The sequence below is a fragment of the Salegentibacter salegens genome (genome assembly GCF_900142975.1).
Classification (GTDB): Bacteria; Bacteroidota; Bacteroidia; order Flavobacteriales; family Flavobacteriaceae; genus Salegentibacter; species Salegentibacter salegens.
In genome coordinates, this window is record NZ_LT670848.1 from 551,790 (window position 1) to 573,311 (window position 21,522).

Sequence of the window (21,522 nt, forward strand, 5' to 3'; positions counted from 1 at the left end):
TTCATATTTCAGCATAGAAAACTGGATAGTTAATTTGCTTTAAAAGTTACCAAATTCGGTTTGTTTAAGCAAGAACTTAAATCTAACTATCCAGTTTGTGATTTTGGTTTTTTAATTGGTCAATCTATGGCAGGTGCAACCCGGTGCTGTAAAGCTTTGTGTGCTTTCGTGCCACGGAAATGCCGCATTATATTTGTTATCTTCCCAGTAAAATTCACTGCGTTCTTTTGGGTTGTTGCCAATTTCGTTCATCGTTTTAGCATCATACAACCTTCCATTAACCATAGTATAAATTACAGATTCTGAATTGCGAATATCTTTTAACGGATTTTCCTCTAAAACAATTAAATCAGCCAGCTTTCCCTCTTCCAACGAACCTATTTCGCTGCCCATTCCAATATATTGGGCACCGTTAATTGTAGCCGCCTGCAAAGCTTCCATATTGGTCATTCCGCCCATTTGCAGCAACCAAAGTTCCCAGTGAGCACCAAGTCCCTGAAGCTGTCCGTGTGCACCAAGGTTAACTTTTACGCCAATATCAGAAAGTTCTTTGGCGGTTTCTGAAACCAAAATAGGTCCGTTTTTATATTCTTCGTCGGGCAAAGTTTCTCTTCTGCGCGAACGGGAATCTACGATTTGTCTTGGTGTGAAATTCAACAAACGCTCATTTTCCCAAACTTTATCTTTGTCGTAGAAATAATATTCGCCGTTAATTCCGCCGTAATTTACAATTAAAGTCGGCGTATAACCGGCGTTGCTATTTCCCCAAAGTGTTTTTACATCTTTATAAACCGGGGCAATTGGAATATTGTGTTCGATCCCGGTGTGTCCATCCACAATCATATTCATATTGTGCAAAAAGGTACTTCCACCTTCAGGAACCACATTCATCTCTAATTCTTTTGCAGCCTGCATAATTTGCTGGCGCTGCTCCCGGCGTGGCTGATTATAACTTTTTACTGAAGTCGCCCCAAAAGCCTTAGTTCTTCTTAAAGCCGATCTGGCGTCATCTAAACTATTGATCACCGCTTTAAAGTCGCCTTCTGCGCCATAAAGAATAATTCCGGTGGAATAAATTCGCGGACCTACCATTTCGCCGGCTTTTACCATTTCGGCCATACTAAAAATGCTCTCACTCAAAGCCGAAGGATCGTGCACGGTGGTTACCCCAAAAGCCATATTTGCGTATAGCGGCCAGTGTTTTTCTGGCGTTAAGCCATATCTAAAGGCACCAATATGTGCGTGGGCATCAACAATACCCGGCATTATTGTTTTTCCTTCCAGGTCATAAACTTTCGCTTTGTTTGGAATATTTACTTCGGAAGCTTCACCTACGGAAATAATTTTATTTTCTTCAATTAAAATACTTCCATTTTCAATTACTTCATCGCCATTCATGGTAATGATCCTGGCGTTTGTAAAAGCAATTTGCCCTTCTGGAACATCGGTTTTTAGTTTAAGTCCAATTTTGGTTCCTTCCTCAGTAATATCGGGAATAGAATCGGGAGAACTTTCCAGGAAAGTAAAACGCTCTGAAACTTTATTGGTAAAATATTCGTCACCCAACGTCCAATGAACATTTTGGCTGTTGTTCGACCAATGCAGGTTCATTCCTGCATCTTTAGTAATTTGAGTTACCGGGATGGTTTTGGTATTATTATCTAAATCTAAAGTGCGCCCGGTCATAGTTAGCGGCGCCAAATAAGCCTGGTGCAAATGACTAAAAACAACCCATTTATTATCTGGACTCGGCACTAAACGATTTGCGTGTTTTGAGTTGATATGCGTACGCTCGTCATTTCCGCTTAGATCTATACTTTTTAAACTTTTCTCCAGGCTTCCCATAAGCGCGCCACCGGTTTGAAAGAAAATTCTAGAATCATCTTTACTGAATATCGGGAAATCTCCGGAATCGTGGATCTTCTTTTTATTTTCTCCGGAAGCACTAATCGTATAAATTCCCGGTTCCTTACTAAAGGTTTGTCCCTGGTCGCTATTGCCTCTTTCCTTTACAAAAACAATTTGCTTACCATCATTGGAAAAAGCAGGATTTCTATAAATACCTTTTTCTGAAGTGAGTTTTTGCGGATTCCTTCCATTTAAACTTACTTTCATTAAAGCGCCCATTTTGGAGTCACTCCAGGTTACATAAACGATCTCTTTTCCGTCAGGAGAAAAAGCAGGCTCAAATTCAAAGTCTTCGCCGTTGGTGATTCGCTGAGGTTTTCCGTTTGGTAAAGATTTTTTCCATAAATAACCTACCGCGTTAAAAACAAGGGTTTTTCCGTTAGGAGAAGTCACCGCGTGACGAATCACTTTAGGATTAAATTCCTCGGAAAAAACTTCGTGTTCGCTGCGGTGAGCTTCGGCGATTTCTATGGTATTTTCAACCTCAAAAGGAATTATTTCAGAGGAATAATCTTCAATATCTACCTTGTTTATCTTTCCTTCAGCCCAAAACACAATTTCGTCTCCCGAAGGCATCCAACTAAATCCGGGATAAACCCCAAAAATAGCCCAGGCTTCTTGCTGGTCTTTGCTCAGTTTATCGTAAACCGGCCATTCTTCTCCGGTTTCCAGGTCGTGAATATATAAAACCGATTTTGTCCTGATTCGTTTTATAAAAGCGAGTTTTTTTCCATCAGGTGACACCTGGGGTCTTGCTGCGCCGCCGGGACCACCGGTAATAGTAGTGTTTTCTCCGGTTTCAAAATCGTATCTTTTTATAACATAAATTTGCTTATTAGGATCTTTATTGTATTGGAACATTCCGCCTGGGTACATATCTTCACTGTAATAAAGGTAGCGTCCATCGGGAGAAATACTGGGTTCATTCACATCCTGCTGGTCGTTTTTACGCTCGGTAAGCTGCAATCCGCCTTCGCCGCCAATATGGTATAACCACATTTCACCGGCACCAAGAGAACGGCCGGAAGTAAAGTGTTTTCTGGCTACAATCGCGTTACCGTCAGGAGTCCAAACTGCATTGTTTAATAATCTAAAATCTTCTTTGGTGAGTTGCTTCGCATTTTCTCCATTGGCATCCATAACCCAGATGTTATCACCACCACCAGCGTCGCTGGTAAAAGAGATTTTAGAACCATCGGGGCTAAAACGCGGCTGAACTTCATAGGCCATTCCGCTTCGTAAAAGCTCCGATTTTCCGCCACTAATTGGCATTTTATAAATATCACCTAAAAGATCAAAAACAATGGTTTTACCCTCTGGAGAGACATCGAGATTTATCCAGGTGCCTTCGTCGGTTTGCAATTCAACTTCTTTGATATTCCAGTCATCGGAATATGGATCGTTTACATCCCATTTCTTTTCTTCTTCTTTTTCTTGTGAAAATAGGTTTGGAGCGGCGAGTAGTAAAATAATAGCCGGAAGGAATTTTCTAAGCATAGTGTGGTTTTTTTAACGAGGCTAAATATACTATGAAAAGCTTAAAAGCTCTAATTGCTCACTCAGATTTAAACCGCTTCTTGTTTTTGGATTTTATTTTCTTGAATTCATGGCTTTTCCATTAAGTTTGTTTTGAAGATATTTTTGAATAAAATTTCCTGAATAATGAATAGTAAGAAACCTGAAGTTTGGTTAAGGGGAGAAATTAAGGGTGTTCCCGCTCTACTGCAACCCGCTGCCCACGCTTTATTACAATCTAGCGAAGAATTGGAAAAATATCTGCAAGATTTTCCTGAAGAATTATTATGGAAAAAACCTGCCGGCAGGGCTTCCGTTGGATTCCATTTGCAACATTTAACCGGAGTGCTAGATAGAATGCTGACCTACGCTCAAGCCGAAAATTTATCGAAAAATCAATTTCATTATTTAAAAAATGAAGAGAAACCAGACGAAAAGCTTTCAGTAGGAATCCTTATTCAAAATTTTCAGAAAAAAGTAAATGAAGCCATCGCATTTCTGAAAAATACACCTGAAAATATTTTAACCAAATATAGGCCTGTGGGAAGAAAAGAATTGCCTTCAACGGTAATCGGATTGCTTTTTCACGCTGCAGAGCATAGTCAGCGGCACGTGGGACAGCTTTTGATAACGGTGAGTGTTTTGAAGGAAAGAATCACTAATAAACTGGGGGAATAGAGCTATGACTTTGTTCTTTTAGTAATTTTTCGCTCTATAGTTTTTTCATACATTTTCTGCTAAATTGCTTTTAAAATTTGAGATTTATTTCATTATTGAATTTCTCGATTAAATCAGGTAATGTTAAACACTCAATTTTTAAAATACTGCAAATTGCGGGAATTTTTTTAAAAAGCTTATGATCGTTAGCAGAACTCGTTTCTTCCGAAACTACAATAACGTCTGCAATTTCACCCTCCTTTATAAATTTTAATCCTTGCAAAATAATCTTTGAATCCGCCGATTTTAAGAATATTTCCTTTCGGTTTTCAAATTCTACATTAGTTAATCGTCTCTTTTGAGATTGAATTGAAAACTGATTATCAATTAGGTTAAAGAATTTGGGAGAAGGGTAAAGATCTGTTGTCCTCGTAATGTTCTTCTTATCATTAAAAAAGCTGAGATTTTTTAAAACAATTTTTTTTGCAACAAATGAACATTCTTGATGTACTTCATCAATTAAAATAATTGATCCGTCTTCAATTCCTTGTTTAAAAAATAGATAAATATTAGACTTTGGATCGAAGGGAATATAATATCGAACCAAAGCTATCCAGGAACTAGTATCTACAATAATTTTCATTAGATATATTGTTCCATTTTTTCAGGTTTTATTTTAAGTTTTTTACAAAATTCATACTCATTTATAATTCCATCATATAAGGCGTTTTGGAGTGTATTTATGAATAGGGGAGAATTAATTGGTTTTGGAACAGAGCCTCCTCTTTTAATTCCTTGTAATTTTTCCAATTCTTTAATTTTGTTTTCTTCTGCTACTTTTTCCTGAAAAGCTAATTTTATCTCATGTTTGATTTTGGTATAATCTTTCTGAGAGATTTTATTATCATACAGCAATCTTGTGTAAAGTGCTAGGGTGCTAAGGTGTGTCTCCCTTGAAATATCATCTATTAGGTTGTGATGATAATCGTTGTTGGCGTGAGCCTTTTCAAGATTATCTATTTCAGTATGGTATTCGCCAACTAGAAAATAATAAGCGAATTCATTACACCAGTTCTCAATTTTACTAAGGTGATTTTTAGAGATAGATTTATAATCTACTTCTTCAATTTCTTCTTCATTTAATAGAAAATGCCCTAACTCATGAACTAAAGTAAAAATTTCTCTTCTAAATGATTTTTGCTGCCTCTTTAACACGATTGTATTCGGACTCAAAAAAAATCCATTTATATTTGCTTTGTCTTTTTTATTCCAGGTTTCTATAAACTCAAAAACCATAATATTGGACTCGGCAAATGAATCTATAAGTAACTTTAAAAAATCTCTTAATTTCCTGGCAGTTATAGAAGGATAAAGAACTTTCCTTACTTCCGTCGCTACCTCTAAAGGACTATCCTGGACATTATAAATTCGGAAATTTCTTTCCAAATTAAAGTCTGTCAACTTAGATATTGCAGATAGGGAGATTTTTAGATCTTCGAATTGGTTAACTACTTTTTTTGCTCCAATATTCAAGTCAGAATTAAAGTTGTCTTTTCTGAAAAAGATACTAGCATCCTTTGAATGGTGGGGTTCACTAGGATCTAGATAATAATTCAAGCCTTTGTTGAAAACTTTATCTATCTTCTTTAAAGTGCTTACTTTAATTTCTCTTGAAAACAAGTCATCTCTAGTGATAGGATTTTTAATTCCTTCACTAATAATATTTAAAAGCTCTTCTACAGAAAGTCTGTATAATTCTAATAAATATTCTATTCTAGATATATTGTGTTCTAATTTCAAGAATTCCTTTGAATTTTTACAAAAGTACGAAATTTGTATGCTATTTATTTTATTCAGATAATTAAGCTTAGATAGGAAATCTAAAAAGGCAAATTACTTAAATCTACATTTCCACCGGAAATAATGATTCCAACTTTTTTTCCTCGGAATTTCTCTTTTTCGCGTAAAACTGCGGCGAAAGCAACTGCGCTGGAAGGTTCTATTACAATTTTCATACGTTCCCAAATAAGCTTCATAGCATTGATAATTTCATCTTCTTCAACTCGTATAATTTCAGAAACAAACTTTTGAATTATGGGAAAATTCTTGTCTCCAAGCTGGGTTTTTAATCCATCAGCAATTGTATTGGTGCTGGAATTAGTTTCAATTTTCCCCGATTTTAGAGATCGGTAAGCATCGTCAACTTCAAAAGGTTCGGCGCCAATTGTTTTGCAATTATTTCCGAAGTAATTTGCAGCAAGTGCAGTTCCGGCAATAAGTCCGCCGCCGCCAACCGGTGTGATTATAATATCTAAATCGGGTTTTTCTTCCAGTAATTCTATCGCCGCGGTTCCCTGCCCGTAAATAACTTCTAATTGATTGGAAGGATGAAGAAAACTGGCGCCGGTTTCCTGCTGAATTTCCTCTGCAGCTTTTTCCCGGGCCTTTATATTGGGTTCGCACTCTGTAATTTCTCCGCCGTAAGTTTTTACCGCGTCTTTTTTAACCTGAGGAGCAGAAGATGGCATCACAATATAGGCCAGAATTCCTAAACTTTTAGCCGAAAGCGAAACCGCCTGGGCAAAGTTGCCCGACGAGTGCGTTACCACTCCTTTTGCTCGTTCTTTATCGTTTAAAGCGAGAATAGCAGCGGTAGCGCCACGCATTTTAAAAGCACCCATTTTCTGAAAATTCTCACATTTAAAGAAGATTTCAGTTTCGGCTAATTTGTTTAATAAACCTGAAGATAAGACCGGGGTGCGGTGAATGTATGGTGATATTTCTAAATGTAGTTTGGTAAAATCTTCTTTACTGATCATTGTGACTGATTTCAATCAATAAAATTAAAAGAAATTAATTCAGTAAAAAATTATATTCCAGTTGCGTAAATTATTTTTCTTCCTCGATAGGAATAGAAAGCACGGGAATTTCAGAATTCTTAAATAATTCTACCGAAACGCTTTCCGCAAAAAGATTATAAAAGAAACTATGTGTGTGGGTGCCCACAATTAGCATATCGGCTTTTAGCTTTTTGGCTTCTTCCAGCACGGTTTCTACCGTAGAACCTTGAATTAAAAGTGCATCAGATTCTATGTTTTTGCCAATAAACATATCGCGAATTTGCTGTAATTCTTTGTGTTCATCCCTTAATTCATCGGCTCGCATATCTCTAATATATTGCGGGCCTGTATCAAAACCAACAAAATCGGGATCTGGGGCGGCTACGTGAACCACCCAGATCTTAGCCCCGAATTTTTCAGCAATACTTTCGGCGTATGACATAAGTTCTCCAACGGCCTCATTAAAATCTACCGCTACCAAAATATTTTTGAAAGTCTTCATACGCTAAAGTTTTTAATTAATATCCTCTATCTCGCTTCACCACGTTTTTAAGTTCTTCCTCATCTTGTACTCTTTCATAATTCTCAATAATTTGCGGCACTACAGAGTTTGGGTGGGTAACGCTGGCAACGTGTGGAGTTACTCTAATTTTTGGATGTTTCCAAAATGGATGTTCGTCTCTTATTGGCTCTTCCCAAAACACATCTAATGCTGCCCCAGAAAGATGGCCATCATCTACCTTAGCCAATAAATCCTGTTCCACTAAATGTTCGCCCCGTGCAACATTAATCACATAAGCACCTTTAGGTAGTTTTTCAAATAATTCTATATTCAGTATTTTTTCGGTTTCAGGAGTAAGTGGAAGCATATTCACTAAAATGTCTGACTGTTCCAAAAATTCATCAAATTCATCTTCCCCGGCGTAACTCTCTACGTTCTCAAAATCTTTTTTATTTTTTGAAAAACCTATTACCTGGAAGCCATTTTTCAATAAACATTTAGAAACACTTTGTCCTAAGTTACCTATTCCCAAGATGCCAACTTTAACGTCATTATTTCTGGTGTAAGAAACAGGTTCCCATTTTTCGTTTATTTGACTCTCACGATAATGTAACAGGTTTCGTTGATGCGCCAGAATAAGGGTTAGTACAAAAGTTCCCATATCTTCTGCCAGGCGATCGTCTACAACTTTAGTGATAATTACGTTTTCAGGGAGCTCTTCATCACTGGTAATATGGTCTACCCCGGCGCCCATAGAAGCAACAACTTTTAAGTTTGGATAATTTTGAAATATTCCTCGAGGATGGTTCCAGGTTAAGGCAAAATCTACCTCTTCTTTGTCGTGGTCTTCTGGATACACGTAAATATTTAAACCCGGATGTTGATTTTTTAAAGCTTCAACCCAAGCTTTCGGGTCTTTTCCCGGACTAACAACTAACAATGACATTCTTATCTTTTTTTTGAATGGTTAATATTTAACTCACAAAGGCACTGTACCCTGTAATGGCACGACCTACAATGAGCGAATTAATTTCTTTTGTTCCTTCATAACTATAAATGGCCTCCGCATCGGCCACAAAACGTGCGACATCATGTTCAAGTAGAATACCGTTTCCTCCCATGACTTCACGGGCACGGCTTACCACGTCCCTGGTTCGCATACTACAGAAAACTTTTGCTAAAGAAGCGTGCTCATCTGTAAGTAAGTCGGCGTCCTGCATTTCAGAAAGCCTAAAAACCAAAGTTTGCATTGCGGTAAGGTTAGAAACCATTTCTACTAAGTGATTTTGTATTAACTGGTAGGAGGCGATTGGCCTGCCAAATTGCTCTCTTTTCCTGGTATATTTAAGAGCACTTTCGTAAGCGCCGCGGGCACAACCAACCGCCTGCCAGGCTACCCCGGCGCGGGTCATTCGCAATACTTTTGCAGTATCTTTAAATGAATCTGCCTTTTGTAACCTATCGCTTTCAGGAATTTGGCAATCGGTTAAGGTAATAATGGCGTTTTGAACTATCCTCAAAGCCATTTTATCTTCCATTTTTTCGGCCTTGTAACCGGGATTTCCTTTTCTTACGAGAAAACCTTTTACCTGATTACTATCTTCGTCTCGCGCCCAAATGATGATCACATCGGCAAAAGTGGCGTTACCAATCCATTTTTTCTGTCCGTTTAAAATCCAATTTTCACCATCAAACTTACAGGTGGTTTCGAGTCCACCGGCAACGCCAGAACCAACATTAGGTTCTGTAAGTCCAAAAGCGCCAATAGCGTCTAATTTTTGCATCTTCGGAAGCCATTCCTGCTTTTGTTCTTCACTTCCGCAGAGATAAATAGAACCCATTGCCAGGCCGCTATGCACACCGAAAAAGGTGGAAATGGAAACATCTACCCGGGCAATTTCCTGGGCGATGATGCCTTCCATTAAAAACGGAAGATTTGGGCATCCATAACCTTCATAAGGAACACCCGTGATATTTAGTTTTTTGAATTTCTCTATGATCTCGTGTGGGAATTTAGCACGGTTCCAATGGTCGTTTACCAAAGGCCGAACTTCGTCTTCCATAAAATTACGCACCTCCATTTGCAGCTTGCGCTGCTCCTCGGTAAGTTTAAGATCTAAATTGTAAAAATCGCCGGTAATTGGAGGAAGGTCACTCTGGCCTTTTTTCTGTTTGGTTTTTAACATTTTCATCAAACCCTTGAGTTGACGCGCATCCAACTGGCCTAAACTTTTCATCGCTTCTGAAAGGTCTATCTGCTCATTTATTTTCGCTAATTGATCCATATCAACCGACTTTAATAGGTTGATGGTGTTTCTTACTTTTCTAAAAACGGACATAAGGTGTTTGATTGGTGTAGTCCTAAAATTAGGAATTAAAACTGCGTCCGGTTGTTAAAGCTTTCCGAAGAAAACGTCAAAAAAAATACCGCTGATTGCAGCGGTATTTAAGTAGAAATTATGAGTTGAAAATTTACAGATTAAAAGCTTCTTTAACCTTATCTACATAGTCCAGTTTTTCCCAGGTAAAGAGTTCAACCTCTTTCTTTATTTCCCCGGAATACGGACTTTTAAAGATTTTAGTTACCGTTCTTGGTTCTTTTCCCATATGCCCGTATGCAGCAGTTTCCCTATAAATAGGATTTCTAAGTTTTAAGCGGTTTTCTATTGCCCAGGGACGCATATCAAAAATTTCAGCAACTTTTTTAGCGATTTCCCCATCTTTCATATCAACTTTGGAAGTTCTATAAGTTTCTACTGAAATTGAAGTAGGTTCTACCACACCAATTGCATAAGAAACCTGTACTAAAACTTCGTCTGCAAGCCCGGCAGCAACCAAATTTTTCGCTACGTGCCTGGAAGCATAAGCGGCAGAACGGTCTACTTTACTGGGGTCTTTTCCAGAAAATGCACCACCACCGTGAGCCCCTTTTCCACCGTAGGTGTCTACGATTATTTTTCTTCCGGTAAGTCCGGCATCGCCGTGTGGCCCACCAATTACAAATTTTCCGGTTGGGTTTATATGGTAAGTTATTTCATCATTAAATAGTTTCTGAACATAATCGGGCAATTGTTTTTTTACCCGCGGAATAAGAATTTCAAGAATATCTTTCTTGATCTTTTTCAGCATTTCATCATCATTCTCATCAAAATCGTCGTGTTGCGTAGAAACTACAACAGCTACAATTTTTTGCGGAACGTTATCATCGCTATATTCAATGGTTACCTGGCTTTTAGAATCGGGACGCAGGTAAGGAATATCTTTGCCTTCGCGCCTTAGTTTTGCCAGTTCAATAAGTATTTTGTGAGAAATATCTAATGCGAGGGGCATATAATTTTCGGTCTCGTTGGTAGCGTAACCAAACATCATTCCCTGGTCTCCCGCGCCTTGTTCTTCTTTATTCTCACGGTCTACACCCTGGTAAATTTCCTGGGATTGCTCGTGAATTAAAGAAATAACGCCGCAGGAATCCCCGCTAAATTTGTAGGCACCTTTTGTGTAACCAATATCATTAATTACTTCCCGGGCAATGTTTTGCACATCTAAATAAGTGTCGCTTCTAACCTCACCGGCAAGAACAACCTGGCCGGTAGTAACCAAAGTTTCGCAGGCAACTTTAGAGTTTTCATCAAAAGCAAGGAAATTATCGAGTAAGGTATCGCTAATCTGATCGGCGATTTTATCGGGGTGTCCTTCAGATACACTTTCTGAAGTAAATAAATAAGCCATATTTTTAAATTAGTTTTTAAAAAATACGGGTTGAATTTGACGAAAAGCTAAGGGAGTAGTGATACTGCTTTAGCATTTTTCTTATACTTTTAAAAGTATAAAAGGGTTGCAATCAGTCAAATCCTTCCCTTTAATTCGATTACAAATGTATAAAAATAACCCAAACTCATACTTTCTTTAACTTTCTTTTTTAAACGGTTGAAGACTTTTAAATATTGACTTCAATTTCAGGTTTCTGAAATTTAATTTTATTCTACTGAAATTAAGCTTGTTAAGTACAAGTTTTTCATTAAAAATATATTATAAATAATTTTAACGCGATTAAATTATTGATTAATCAATTTAAACTGATAAAACTTTATTTTTCATAAAAATGAAGTTTGGGTTTGGTTTTTAAAAATTTCTGCCCTTATCTTTGTAGCCAACAAAACAACGAAATGTACCAGGTAATTTGCAATATGATGCGTATGATGATGTGGAAAACTTCCGCAGCACGCTCAATTGCTTAATTCTGAAAAGATATAAATTGCAAAAAGCCGCTGCCAATCGCAGTGGCTTTTTGCATTTAAAGAGAGTCATTTCCGCGTAGGCGGAAATCCAGAATAAGAAAATGGGTTAGTAAAAATAAGATTCCCGTCTGCACGGGAATGATATAAAAAGAAAAGATGAAAAATATTAAGGCAATAAATAAAATGATGATGCGCACTATGATGATGTGTATGTGTATGCAACACATGAAATGCTATTGCCAAAACCGAAAGTAACTTAGTTTGTTTAGAGTTCAATTTAAAGGTCCCCTTGGTAATAGCTACTTAAGGGGACTTTTTTTATTTAAAACACTGTCATTTCCGCGAAGGCGGAAATCCAAAACAAAAACAAAATTAAGCTTCAAAAACAGAAGCAAAACTTTAAAAAAAACTAGAAATTATGAGTACTCAAAAATTTTCAACAAACGCATTACACGCAGGCCACGATACTAAAATTAACGGAGGAACAAGAGCGGTACCAATTTATCAAACCACTTCTTATGTTTTTAATAATTCAGATCATGCTGCCAATTTATTTTCCCTGGCAGAACCAGGATTTATTTACACCCGCTTAAATAATCCTACTAACGATATTTTGGAACAACGCCTTGCCGCGCTGGAAGGAGGAATTGCTGCAGTGGTTACCGCTTCAGGCACGGCGGCAATTAATACTACGCTTTTAACGCTTTTAAAAACGGGCGATCATATTGTAGCTTCCAGCAGTTTATATGGCGGAACTTACAATTTACTAAGTGTTACTTTACCCAGGTTTGGAATTACTACCACTTTCGTTGACCCTGAAAATCCTGAAAATTTTAAAAAGGCAGCAAAAGAAAACACTCGCGCGATTTTTGTAGAATCGCTTGGAAATCCAAAATTAGATGTTTTAGATCTTAAAGCAATTTCTGCGGAAGCTAATGCGCTTAAAGTCCCATTTATTGTTGATAATACTGTGGCGACGCCTTCACTTTTAAAACCTATTGAGCACGGCGCCGATATTGTAATAGAATCGCTTACTAAATATATTGGTGGTAACGGTACTTCTCTTGGAGGTGCCATTATAGATGCCGGTAATTTTAACTGGGCAAATGGTAAGTTTCCTGAATTTACTGAACCTTCTCCCGGTTACCACGGGCTTGTTTACCACGAAGCTTTAAAAGAAGCTGCCTTTATCGCAAAAGTTAGGATTGAAGGTCTTCGTGATCACGGTGCGGCATTAAGCCCCTATAACGCTTTTCAAATTTTGCAAGGTTTGGAAACTCTTGAAATCAGGATAAAGCAACATAGTCAAAATGCTTTGGAACTCGCCACCTGGCTGGAGCAGCAGGAAGAAGTGAAATGGGTAAATTATCCCGGCCTTGAAAGCAGTAAATACTATAAACTTGCTAAAGAATATCTTTCAAAAGGACAAAGTGGTGTAGTCACTTTTGGGGTAGAAGGTGGTTTTGAATCGGCTAAAGTTGTGGCTGATGAGACCAAACTTTTCTCACTAGTTGCTAATATTGGAGATACAAAATCTTTAATTATTCATCCTGCCAGTACAACGCACCAGCAACTGGACGAAAAACAACAGGCTACCACTGGAGTAACGCAAGATCTTATTCGTCTTTCTGTGGGACTGGAAGATGTTGAAGATTTAAAAGCAGACCTAAAAGAGGCTTTTTCTAAAATTCAGAAAAAAGCACTGGTATAAATTATTGTTGGTGGAAAGGCAAAGGAAAAAGCAGCCAGGTTAAGTCTTTTTCCTTTTGCTCTTTCTAGATCAAAAAAAGAAAAAAATGCTTCAGGAACTCTGTTTAAAAGATTTTGAAAATTCGACGGGAACGGTTCAGGATATTTATTTGAGCTTTCAGCAATTTGGGCAAAATCCGGAAACTGCACCAGTGGTTTTAATAAACCACGCGCTCACCGGGAACTCCCAAATAACCGGACAAATCGGTTGGTGGACCAAAATTGTTGGTCCGCAAAAATGTATTGACACCAATAAGTTCAGTATCCTGGCTTTTAATATTCCGGGGAATGGTTTTAATGGAAAAAAAGAACATTTAATTGAAAATTATAAGGAATTTACGCTTCGGGATATTGCCAGAATTCAGGCTTTAGCGCTTCAAAAATTAAAAATTGATAAACTGTTTGCCATAATTGGCGGTTCTATTGGCGGGGCATTGGCCTGGGAACTGGCTGCTTTAAAACCCGAGCTAGCTGAAAATATAATTCCCATCGCTACAGATTATAAAGCGACCGATTGGGTTTTGGCTAATTGTAAAGTGCAGGAGCAAATTCTTAATAACTCTAAAGAGCCGGTAAAAGACGCAAGAATGCATGCAATGACGTTTTATCGCACTCCGCAATCTTTAAGCAAGAAATTCAATAGAACAAAAGAAGAAGTGAAGCCTTGTTACAAAGTTGAAGGCTGGTTGCAATACCACGGCGATAAGTTAGAGGAACGTTTTCAACTGGCCTCCTATAAATTTATGAATCATTTGCTAACTACCATAGACATTAGCAAAGGCAGCGGTAATTACCTGGAAGCCGCAAAACAAATTGAGGGAAATATTCATATTGTAACCGTGAATTCTGACTGGTTTTTCCTGGCCGACGAGAATTGGGATACTTATGTAAATCTTTCCCTGATAAAAAGTAATGTGAGTATTCACGAAATAAGATCGATTCACGGGCATGATGCGTTTTTAATTGAAGCATCCCAATTGTCCAGGTTTTTAAAACCCGTTTTTAAAACCCACAATAAAGAAAATGAAGCCAGCATGATGCTGGACGCTAAAAATTCCAATAAACAGGTTTTGAAAGAAAGTCCTGTTTCAGACTCCCATTTTTCGGGTTAAAATATTAATAAATGAAGAAAGTGAACATAATCTTGTTTGGAATAGGTAACGTAGGCAGTACCTTAATCCAACAATTACTCGGTGCAAAAGAGCAGTGGGAAAAGCATTCCGGGGTTTCGGTAAGTATTCCGGTGATAGCCAATTCAAAGAAAGCGCTTTTTAAAGCTGAAGGGATTTCTGAAACCTGGCAAAAGGATTTTAAAAAATCTGCTAAAAAGTACAAACTGGAAGATATTCTCGATTTTACTAAGGAGAACGACCTGGAACATCTTATCGCCATCGATGCCACGGCAAGTAAGGAATTTGTTGAGCTTTATATTCGGTTAATTCAAAACGGATTTAACCTGGTGGCTGCAAATAAAGTTGCTAACACGCTTTCTGCCGATTTTTATAAAAAGCTTCGTAAGGAATTAGATTACCACGGAAAATATTTTCATTACGAAACCAACGTGGGCGCAGGTTTACCAATTGTACAAACCGTACAGGGATTACACCAGGCAGGAGAAAAAGTCACTAAAATTCGTGGTGTTTTTTCTGGTTCGTTGAGCTTTATTTTCAATACTTTTTCTGAAAATAAAGAGAAATTCTCTGATGTATTGCGAAAAGCCGGAAGACTCGGTTATACCGAACCCGATGCGCGGGAAGATCTTTCCGGAAATGATGTAGGAAGAAAATTATTGATCCTGGCGCGCGAGCTTCAGCTGGAAAAGGAATTTCAGGAAGTGAAAATTCAATCTTTAATTCCGGAGAAATTAAACGGAAAAACTTCGGCAGAAGAATTTCAGCGTAGAATAGGTGAGCTGGATGAAATATTTTTTCAGCATAAAAAAGAACAAAACAAAGATCACGTACTGCGGTATATTGGGGAAATTGAAGTAGGAAGTGCCAACCTGGAGGCAAAACTTATTTCTGAGCCAAAAAATACTGCGCTGGGACAAATTAAAGGCGCCGATAATATTTTTGAAATTTATACCGAATCTTACGGCGATCAACCGCTGGTAATTCAGGGAGCCGGTGCTGGAGCCGCGGTAACCGCTCGTGGGGTAGCAAGCGATGTGCTTAAATTATCGCAAAGACTAAATTAAAAATTTACCAAAACCAACAAGTATGCATTTTGAAACCGAAGCCATTAGAACCCAAAACGAACGCACACAGTTCCAGGAGCATTCCACGCCACTGTACTTAACGTCCAGTTATGTTTTTGATGATGCCGAAGATATGAGAGCTTCATTTTCTGAAGAAAAAGAACGTAATATTTACAGCCGTTTTACCAATCCCAACACCTCAGAATTTACTGAGAAAATTGCTAAAATGGAAGGGGCAGAGGCAGGTTTTTCTTTTGCAACCGGTATGAGCGCTGTGTTTTCCAGCCTGGCTGCACTTTTAAACAGTGGAGATCATATAATTTCAGCAAGATCGGTTTTTGGATCTACCCATAGTTTGTTTACCAAGTTTTTCCCGAAATGGAATATTTCGCATTCTTATTTTAATGTGAACGAAGTTGATAAAATTGAAAGTTTAATAAAGCCTGAAACAAAGATTATTTTTGCCGAAACGCCTACCAATCCCGGTGTAGATATTCTGGATTTGGAAGTTTTAGGGAAGATCGCCAAAAAACATAATCTTATTTTAATAATTGATAATTGCTTTGCCACTCCCTGGCTGCAGAACCCTATAAAATTTGGAGCTCATTTGGTGATACATTCTGCTACAAAATTAATAGACGGGCAGGGCCGTGTCCTGGGCGGTGTAACAGTTGGAAATGCCGATCTCATTAGGGAAATCTACCTGTTCTCAAGGAATACGGGACCGGCTTTGTCGCCGTTTAATGCCTGGGTGCTTTCCAAAAGTTTGGAAACGCTTGCGGTACGCCTGGACAAACATTGCGAAAATGCTGAAAAAGTAGCTGAATTTTTAGAGACCGAAGCCAACGCCGAAAATGTGAAATATCCATTTTTAAAATCTCACCCGCAATATGAAATTGCCAAAAAGCAAATGAAAAAAGGGGGGAATATTGTTTCTTTTGAGATTAAGGGAGGTATTGAAGCAGGTAGGAAGTTTATAGATGCTATAAAACTCTGTTCGAGATCGGCGAATTTGGGGGATACCCGTAGCATTGTTACGCATCCAGCATCTACAACGCATAGTAAATTAAGCGAAGAAGACAGGTTAGAAGCGGGAATAAAACCTGGTTTGGTAAGAGTTTCAGTAGGATTGGAACATGTGGAAGATGTGATAGAAGATTTGAAACAGGCTCTAAACTCAATTTAGTTATGGTAATTTCAGCAGACACATGGCTTTTTGATTTTTCCGTAGAGAAAGCAATAATAAATGCTAAAAAGTCAATATTTAAGTATATTCGCAATATGCTTTCAAAAAAGACTAAATACGGTATTAAAGCCCTGGCATTTATCGCAAAAAAAGGGGATAGAAAACCGGTACAAACTTCAGAGATCTCGAAAAGTGAAAATATCTCGCAAAAATTCCTTGAAAGCATACTTCTGGAATTGCGAAAATCGGGGTTTTTAGGGTCTAAGAAAGGTAAAGGCGGTGGCTATTATTTAATTAAAGAACCGGAAGAAATTCTAATGACCTCAGTAATTAGGGTCCTGGAAGGTCCTATAGCGATGGTACCGTGTGTGAGCCTTAATTATTACGAAAAATGCGACGATTGCCCCAGTGAAGAAGCCTGTTCTGTTCATAGTTTGATGATTCAGGTTAGGGACAGTACGCTAAAAGTACTGGGCAATAATACGTTAGCTGATATTTCTGCTAAGAAATAAGAATTAAAAATTAAATGTTAAATACTGAAATTTAGGCCATTAAAAATTGGTCTGCTAAAAAAACAAAGTTACTTTTGTTTTATAACCTACTAATCCGATAGGTTAATAGAATTTAAACGAAAAGCAGTATGATACTGGATCAGGCAAAATCTAAAACCACTTATAAAAAAGACAGGACTTCAGAAAAGCCCTTACGCAGTATTTTAAAAACGGTGAGTTGGAGGATTGTAGGAACTATAGATACGATAGTTATTTCCTGGATTCTTACGGAAGAAATTGAAACCGCACTGGCAATTGGATCGGTAGAATTGGTTACTAAGATGATCCTGTATTTTGGCCACGAACGGCTTTGGAATATGATAAGTTTTGGGAAAGAGTGAACTACCTCAAGAGAAAACTCACGAGGCATTCATTGAGATCTATTGTTTAATTTTCGAGGAAACCCTCGGAACATTTAAATCTCGATTATCGAGTAAAAATATATTTCAGAAAGTATATAAAGTATAGTTAGGTTCGAAAAGAGCCAGAAAATTTGTAAAAGATGAAACGGTACAGCGAAAAAGAATTAAAGATCCTCAACCAGCAGTTTAAGGGAATTACGCCGGCTGAGATCGTACAGTGGGTAATATCCAACTCGGCCAGGCCAGTGATTACTACCAATTTTAGACCTTATGAAGCTGCAATTTTGCACGCAGTTTCAGAAATAGACCCGGTTATAAAAGTAATTTGGTGCGATACCGGTTACAATACCCCGCAAACTTATAAGCACGCGAAACAAGTGATAGACCAGTTATCGCTTAATGTTAAGCTTTACACCCCAAAGCAAACTGCTGCTTATCGCGATGCGCTTTTCGGTGGAATTCCAGATATTAATAATCCCCAACACGAGGATTTTACCAAACAGGTAAAACTGGAACCTTTTCTACGGGCTATGCGCCAGCAAAATCCAGATGTTTGGTTCACTAACCTTAGAAAGGGTCAAACCAGCTTTAGAGATAGTATAGATATTTTAAGCTACAGCAAAGATGGAATTTTAAAAGTGAGTCCGTTTTACCACTGGAGTGACGAAAAATTAGATGCTTATTTAGAGCAACACGCACTGCCAAACGAATTTAAATACTTTGATCCCACTAAAGTTTTGGAAAACCGTGAATGCGGTCTCCATGCTTAATTAATTCAGATGGAAAAAGAGCAAAAATATACTGTGATGTACCGTTCAATAATGTGTATTCTCTGCACTTAAAAGTAGCTTTTTATAAAATTATAAAAGGTCCTTTTAAATGAATATCCAAAAAGGACTTTTTTATTTAACACCTGTTGTTCAGGTTTCAATTTAAAAATTATCGATAATGCAAAGTTTTAGAACCGAAATAGAAAACCCAATCGTAGAGCAAGATATCCTTGATTTAGAAAAGAAAATCAGGTTGTTTCGTGAAGGGAAAGCTGATGAAGAGAAATTCCGAAGCCTGCGTTTAGCACGTGGAGTTTATGGGCAACGACAGGCGGGAGTACAAATGGTTCGAATAAAATTGCCGTTTGGGAAAGTGACATCAGAACAGCTTCATAGAATTGCTGATGTTTCTGATGAATATTCCAAAGGCCGTTTGCATATCACAACGCGCCAGGATATACAAATTCACCACGTGAGTTTAGACAGAACGCCAGAGCTTTGGTCGCAACTGGAAAGAGATGATATTACTTTGCGTGAAGCCTGCGGAAATACAGTAAGGAACGTAACTGCTTCCCCAACCGCGGGAATCGATAAAAACGAACCTTTTGATGTTTCGCCTTACGCACACGGAACTTTCCAATTTTTTCTTCGAAATCCAATTTGCCAGGAAATGGGAAGAAAATTTAAGATTTCTTTTTCTTCTTCAGATGAGGATACTGCTTTAAGTTACATTCATGACCTCGGCTTTATCGCGAAGGTAAAGGATGGAAAACGCGGATTTAAAGTGATGCTTGGCGGCGGGCTCGGTTCTCAGCCAAGACATGCCGATGAACTTTATGATTTTCTTCCGGTAGAAGAAACCCTTCCTTTAATTGAAGGTGTATTGCGGGTTTTTGATCGCCACGGGGAACGTGCAAAAAGATTAAAAGCCAGGATGAAATTCCTTATAAAAGATATCGGAAAAGATGCGTTTATGGATTTGGTGGCAGAACAGAGTACGGCGCTTTCCAAAAATCATCCAAAATTTGAGGTAGAAAAATTTGAGGTAGAACCGCCGCTTCAGGGTGTTGAGGTGCCTTCAGTAACAATTGAAGATCAGAAAGATTTTGAAACCTGGAAAAGTACGAATGTAATTCCGCAGAAACAGGAAGGCTTATTTGCAGTTGGAATTCGTGTTCCGTTAGGAGATTTTTATACAGGCGGGGCCAGGAAACTTGCTGATTTAGTGAAAAAATATGCAGGAAATGAGATCAGGCTAAGTTTAAGGCAGGATATTTTAATTCGCCACGTTCGGGAAGAATTTTTACCATTTTTCTATTCAGAATTAAAGAAACTGGGCTATGCTGATACCGGTTATGATAAAACCGTAGATATAACAGCCTGCCCCGGTACCGATACCTGTAACCTGGGGATTGCCAGCAGCACTGGAATTGCCGACGTGCTGGAAGATGTTTTAAAAGAAGAGTATCCGCAGTTTTTAAACGGAAAAGATATTACCATAAAAATAAGCGGGTGTATGAATGCCTGCGGGCAGCATAATATGGCCGAGATTGGCTTCCAGGGGATGTCAGTTAAAGTTGGTAAAACCGTGGCGCCGGCACTCCAGGTTCTGCTTGGCGGCGGAACGCTGGGAGATGGAAAAGGCCGTTTTGCCGATAAAGTGATAAAAGTGCCCAGTAAACGAGGGCCACAAGCTTTACGAGTATTGCTAAACGATTTTGAAGCAAACGCAACTTCTGAAGAAAAATTCGCGGAATATTATGATCGTCAGGGTAAAACTTATTTCTACGATTTGCTAAAAATTCTGGCAGATACCTCTAACCTAACAGAAAACGAATATGTGGATTGGGGTCACGAAGAGCCTTATATTAAAGCGGTTGGAGTGGGAGAATGTGCCGGCGTAGTAATAGATCTTATCGCCACATTATTATTTGAAAGTGAAGAGAAGATTGATAACGCAAAAAGCGCACTGGAAAGAAAAGCCTGGGCCGATAGTATTTATCATTCCTATACTTCCATTGTAAATTCTGCTAAAGCATTATTGCTTGCAGAAGATGTGAAGACCAATACCCAGGCGGGAATAATTTCTCAGTTTGACGAATTGTTTGTAGACACCGGTAAAATTGAACTATCGACTTCATTTAAAGACTTTGTTTATCAAATGAACGAGCACGAACCAACTGAAGCTTTTGCAAATAAATATTTAGAAGACGCGCATTTATTCTTAAAAAGAGTAGATGCTTTTAGAACAAAGGAGGTACAAAATGTATAATTCACCAAAATTAAGCGTAGTAGGTGCAGGTCCCGGAGATCCGGAATTGATCACCCTAAAAGCTTTGAATACACTGAAAGATGCCAAAGTGGTACTTTTTGACGCGCTAATAAATCGCGATCTACTGGAATATGCACCACAAGCGGAACATATATTTGTAGGGAAACGAAAAGATAAGCACCGGTATTCTCAGGACGAAATAAACGAACTTATCGTAAAATATGCGTTAGAAAGAGGTCACGTAGTTCGCTTAAAAGGAGGAGATCCTTTTATCTTTGGAAGAGGTTCTGAGGAAATAAATTATGCTAAAAGCAAAGGTTTAGATACCGCAGTGGTTTCAGGAATCACATCTTCAATTGCAGTTCCTGCAAATGTTGGAATTCCGCTTACGCAACGTGGAACTTCCGAAAGTTTCTGGGTAATCACGGGAACTACCACTCAAAAGAAACTGTCAGAAGATGTTAGACTGGCAGCGCAATCTACCGCAACGGTAGTGATCTTAATGGGAATGGCCAAACTCGCTGAAATCGTAGACATTTTTAGTCACTACGGGAAGGAAAATATTCCGGTAGGGATTATTCAAAATGGAACTACAGAAAATGAAAAATCAGGTTTTGGAACTATAAAAAATATTGAAAAAGTTGTAGCTAAAAAACAATTAACCGCACCGGCGATTATTGTAATTGGCGAAGTGGTAAGAGAAAGCGGACAGCTTAAAGCTGTTTTTAAGGAAGTTCAAAATCAGTCAAAAACCTCACAGGTTTAAGTGCAGACT

General features: G+C 38.2%; 18 protein-coding genes. 10 read left to right on the forward strand and 8 right to left on the reverse strand.

Going from position 1 to position 21,522, the window contains the following annotated elements; all coding sequences use genetic code 11:
• Positions 1-111: 111 nt before the first annotated feature.
• Positions 112-3,405 (reverse strand): amidohydrolase family protein, encoded by a 3,294-nt coding sequence (locus tag B5488_RS02405; RefSeq protein WP_079733821.1) that lies wholly within the window; start codon positions 3,403-3,405, stop codon positions 112-114.
• Positions 3,406-3,570: 165 nt separating this feature from the next.
• On the opposite strand from B5488_RS02405, the gene B5488_RS02410 reads away from it, so the two are divergent.
• Positions 3,571-4,101 carry a DinB family protein gene (locus B5488_RS02410; RefSeq protein ID WP_079733822.1) on the forward strand — a complete coding sequence of 177 codons (531 nt, stop codon included), beginning with the start codon at positions 3,571-3,573 and terminating at the stop codon, positions 4,099-4,101.
• A 70-nt stretch (positions 4,102-4,171) separates the two neighbouring features.
• On the opposite strand, the gene B5488_RS02415 is transcribed toward B5488_RS02410, so the two are convergent.
• The 7 genes from B5488_RS02415 to metK all read right to left on the reverse strand — a co-directional run bounded on the left by B5488_RS02415 (position 4,172) and on the right by metK (position 11,151).
• Positions 4,172-4,723: a DUF4411 family protein gene (locus B5488_RS02415; RefSeq protein WP_079733823.1), complete on the reverse strand. Its 552-nt coding sequence runs from the start codon at positions 4,721-4,723 to the stop codon at positions 4,172-4,174.
• Complete coding sequence (locus B5488_RS02420; protein WP_079733824.1) at positions 4,723-5,880, reverse strand: ImmA/IrrE family metallo-endopeptidase; 1,158 nt, start codon at positions 5,878-5,880, stop codon at positions 4,723-4,725. The genes B5488_RS02415 and B5488_RS02420 overlap by 1 nt, the downstream gene beginning before the upstream one ends.
• Positions 5,881-5,960: 80 nt before the next feature.
• A complete protein-coding gene (locus tag B5488_RS02425; protein WP_079733825.1) occupies positions 5,961-6,899 on the reverse strand; it encodes a pyridoxal-phosphate dependent enzyme in 939 nt (312 codons plus the stop codon).
• Positions 6,900-6,969: 70 nt separating this feature from the next.
• The gene (locus B5488_RS02430; protein WP_079733826.1) at positions 6,970-7,422 is read right to left on the reverse strand and encodes a universal stress protein; all 453 of its coding nucleotides are present in this window, start codon (positions 7,420-7,422) and stop codon (positions 6,970-6,972) included.
• 16 nt (positions 7,423-7,438) lie between these two features.
• Positions 7,439-8,368: a 2-hydroxyacid dehydrogenase gene (locus tag B5488_RS02435; RefSeq protein WP_079733827.1), complete on the reverse strand. Its 930-nt coding sequence runs from the start codon at positions 8,366-8,368 to the stop codon at positions 7,439-7,441.
• Positions 8,369-8,396: 28 nt separating this feature from the next.
• Positions 8,397-9,761: an acyl-CoA dehydrogenase family protein gene (locus B5488_RS02440; RefSeq protein WP_079733828.1), complete on the reverse strand. Its 1,365-nt coding sequence runs from the start codon at positions 9,759-9,761 to the stop codon at positions 8,397-8,399.
• Positions 9,762-9,894: 133 nt separating this feature from the next.
• The gene (gene metK / locus B5488_RS02445; RefSeq protein ID WP_079733829.1) at positions 9,895-11,151 is read right to left on the reverse strand and encodes a methionine adenosyltransferase; all 1,257 of its coding nucleotides are present in this window, start codon (positions 11,149-11,151) and stop codon (positions 9,895-9,897) included.
• Between the two features lie 927 nt (positions 11,152-12,078).
• Here metK and B5488_RS02450 point away from each other — a divergent pair.
• The 9 genes from B5488_RS02450 to cobA all read left to right on the forward strand — a co-directional run bounded on the left by B5488_RS02450 (position 12,079) and on the right by cobA (position 21,513).
• Positions 12,079-13,371, forward strand: a complete 1,293-nt coding sequence (locus B5488_RS02450; RefSeq protein ID WP_079733830.1) for an O-acetylhomoserine aminocarboxypropyltransferase/cysteine synthase family protein — start codon at positions 12,079-12,081, stop codon at positions 13,369-13,371.
• 85 nt (positions 13,372-13,456) lie between these two features.
• Positions 13,457-14,521, forward strand: a complete 1,065-nt coding sequence (locus B5488_RS02455) for an alpha/beta fold hydrolase (RefSeq protein WP_079733831.1) — start codon at positions 13,457-13,459, stop codon at positions 14,519-14,521.
• Between the two features lie 11 nt (positions 14,522-14,532).
• Entirely contained in the window at positions 14,533-15,606 is a 1,074-nt protein-coding gene (locus B5488_RS02460) for a homoserine dehydrogenase family protein (RefSeq protein WP_079733832.1), read from the forward strand.
• 22 nt (positions 15,607-15,628) lie between these two features.
• Positions 15,629-16,792, forward strand: coding sequence for a trans-sulfuration enzyme family protein (locus tag B5488_RS02465; protein WP_079733833.1), 1,164 nt, complete (start codon positions 15,629-15,631; stop codon positions 16,790-16,792).
• A 95-nt stretch (positions 16,793-16,887) separates the two neighbouring features.
• Positions 16,888-17,304 (forward strand): RrF2 family transcriptional regulator, encoded by a 417-nt coding sequence (locus B5488_RS02470; protein ID WP_079736501.1) that lies wholly within the window; start codon positions 16,888-16,890, stop codon positions 17,302-17,304.
• Between the two features lie 128 nt (positions 17,305-17,432).
• Positions 17,433-17,684 carry a DUF2061 domain-containing protein gene (locus tag B5488_RS02475; RefSeq protein ID WP_079733834.1) on the forward strand — a complete coding sequence of 84 codons (252 nt, stop codon included), beginning with the start codon at positions 17,433-17,435 and terminating at the stop codon, positions 17,682-17,684.
• A gap of 161 nt (positions 17,685-17,845) precedes the next feature.
• Positions 17,846-18,475 (forward strand): phosphoadenosine phosphosulfate reductase domain-containing protein, encoded by a 630-nt coding sequence (locus B5488_RS02480; protein WP_079733835.1) that lies wholly within the window; start codon positions 17,846-17,848, stop codon positions 18,473-18,475.
• A gap of 178 nt (positions 18,476-18,653) precedes the next feature.
• On the forward strand, positions 18,654-20,747 hold the full coding sequence (locus B5488_RS02485) for a HEPN domain-containing protein (protein ID WP_079733836.1): 2,094 nt from the start codon (positions 18,654-18,656) through the stop codon (positions 20,745-20,747).
• Entirely contained in the window at positions 20,713-21,513 is an 801-nt protein-coding gene (gene cobA, locus B5488_RS02490) for a uroporphyrinogen-III C-methyltransferase (RefSeq protein ID WP_231919795.1), read from the forward strand. The genes B5488_RS02485 and cobA overlap by 35 nt, the downstream gene beginning before the upstream one ends.
• Positions 21,514-21,522: the final 9 nt, after the last annotated feature.

Excerpts from the sequence above, each read along its gene's own strand:
- B5488_RS02405 (WP_079733821.1), bottom strand. The coding sequence starts at position 3,405 with ATGCTTAGAAAATTCCTTCCGGCTATTATTTTACTACTCGCCGCTCCA.
- B5488_RS02410 (WP_079733822.1), top strand. The coding sequence starts at position 3,571 with ATGAATAGTAAGAAACCTGAAGTTTGGTTAAGGGGAGAAATTAAGGGT.
- B5488_RS02415 (WP_079733823.1), bottom strand. The coding sequence starts at position 4,723 with ATGAAAATTATTGTAGATACTAGTTCCTGGATAGCTTTGGTTCGATAT.
- B5488_RS02425 (WP_079733825.1), bottom strand. The coding sequence starts at position 6,899 with ATGATCAGTAAAGAAGATTTTACCAAACTACATTTAGAAATATCACCA.
- B5488_RS02430 (WP_079733826.1), bottom strand. The coding sequence starts at position 7,422 with ATGAAGACTTTCAAAAATATTTTGGTAGCGGTAGATTTTAATGAGGCC.
- B5488_RS02435 (WP_079733827.1), bottom strand. The coding sequence starts at position 8,368 with ATGTCATTGTTAGTTGTTAGTCCGGGAAAAGACCCGAAAGCTTGGGTT.
- B5488_RS02440 (WP_079733828.1), bottom strand. The coding sequence starts at position 9,761 with ATGTCCGTTTTTAGAAAAGTAAGAAACACCATCAACCTATTAAAGTCG.
- metK (WP_079733829.1), bottom strand. The coding sequence starts at position 11,151 with ATGGCTTATTTATTTACTTCAGAAAGTGTATCTGAAGGACACCCCGAT.
- B5488_RS02450 (WP_079733830.1), top strand. The coding sequence starts at position 12,079 with ATGAGTACTCAAAAATTTTCAACAAACGCATTACACGCAGGCCACGAT.
- B5488_RS02455 (WP_079733831.1), top strand. The coding sequence starts at position 13,457 with ATGCTTCAGGAACTCTGTTTAAAAGATTTTGAAAATTCGACGGGAACG.
- B5488_RS02460 (WP_079733832.1), top strand. The coding sequence starts at position 14,533 with ATGAAGAAAGTGAACATAATCTTGTTTGGAATAGGTAACGTAGGCAGT.
- B5488_RS02465 (WP_079733833.1), top strand. The coding sequence starts at position 15,629 with ATGCATTTTGAAACCGAAGCCATTAGAACCCAAAACGAACGCACACAG.
- B5488_RS02470 (WP_079736501.1), top strand. The coding sequence starts at position 16,888 with ATGCTTTCAAAAAAGACTAAATACGGTATTAAAGCCCTGGCATTTATC.
- B5488_RS02475 (WP_079733834.1), top strand. The coding sequence starts at position 17,433 with ATGATACTGGATCAGGCAAAATCTAAAACCACTTATAAAAAAGACAGG.
- B5488_RS02480 (WP_079733835.1), top strand. The coding sequence starts at position 17,846 with ATGAAACGGTACAGCGAAAAAGAATTAAAGATCCTCAACCAGCAGTTT.
- B5488_RS02485 (WP_079733836.1), top strand. The coding sequence starts at position 18,654 with ATGCAAAGTTTTAGAACCGAAATAGAAAACCCAATCGTAGAGCAAGAT.
- cobA (WP_231919795.1), top strand. The coding sequence starts at position 20,713 with ATGCTTTTAGAACAAAGGAGGTACAAAATGTATAATTCACCAAAATTA.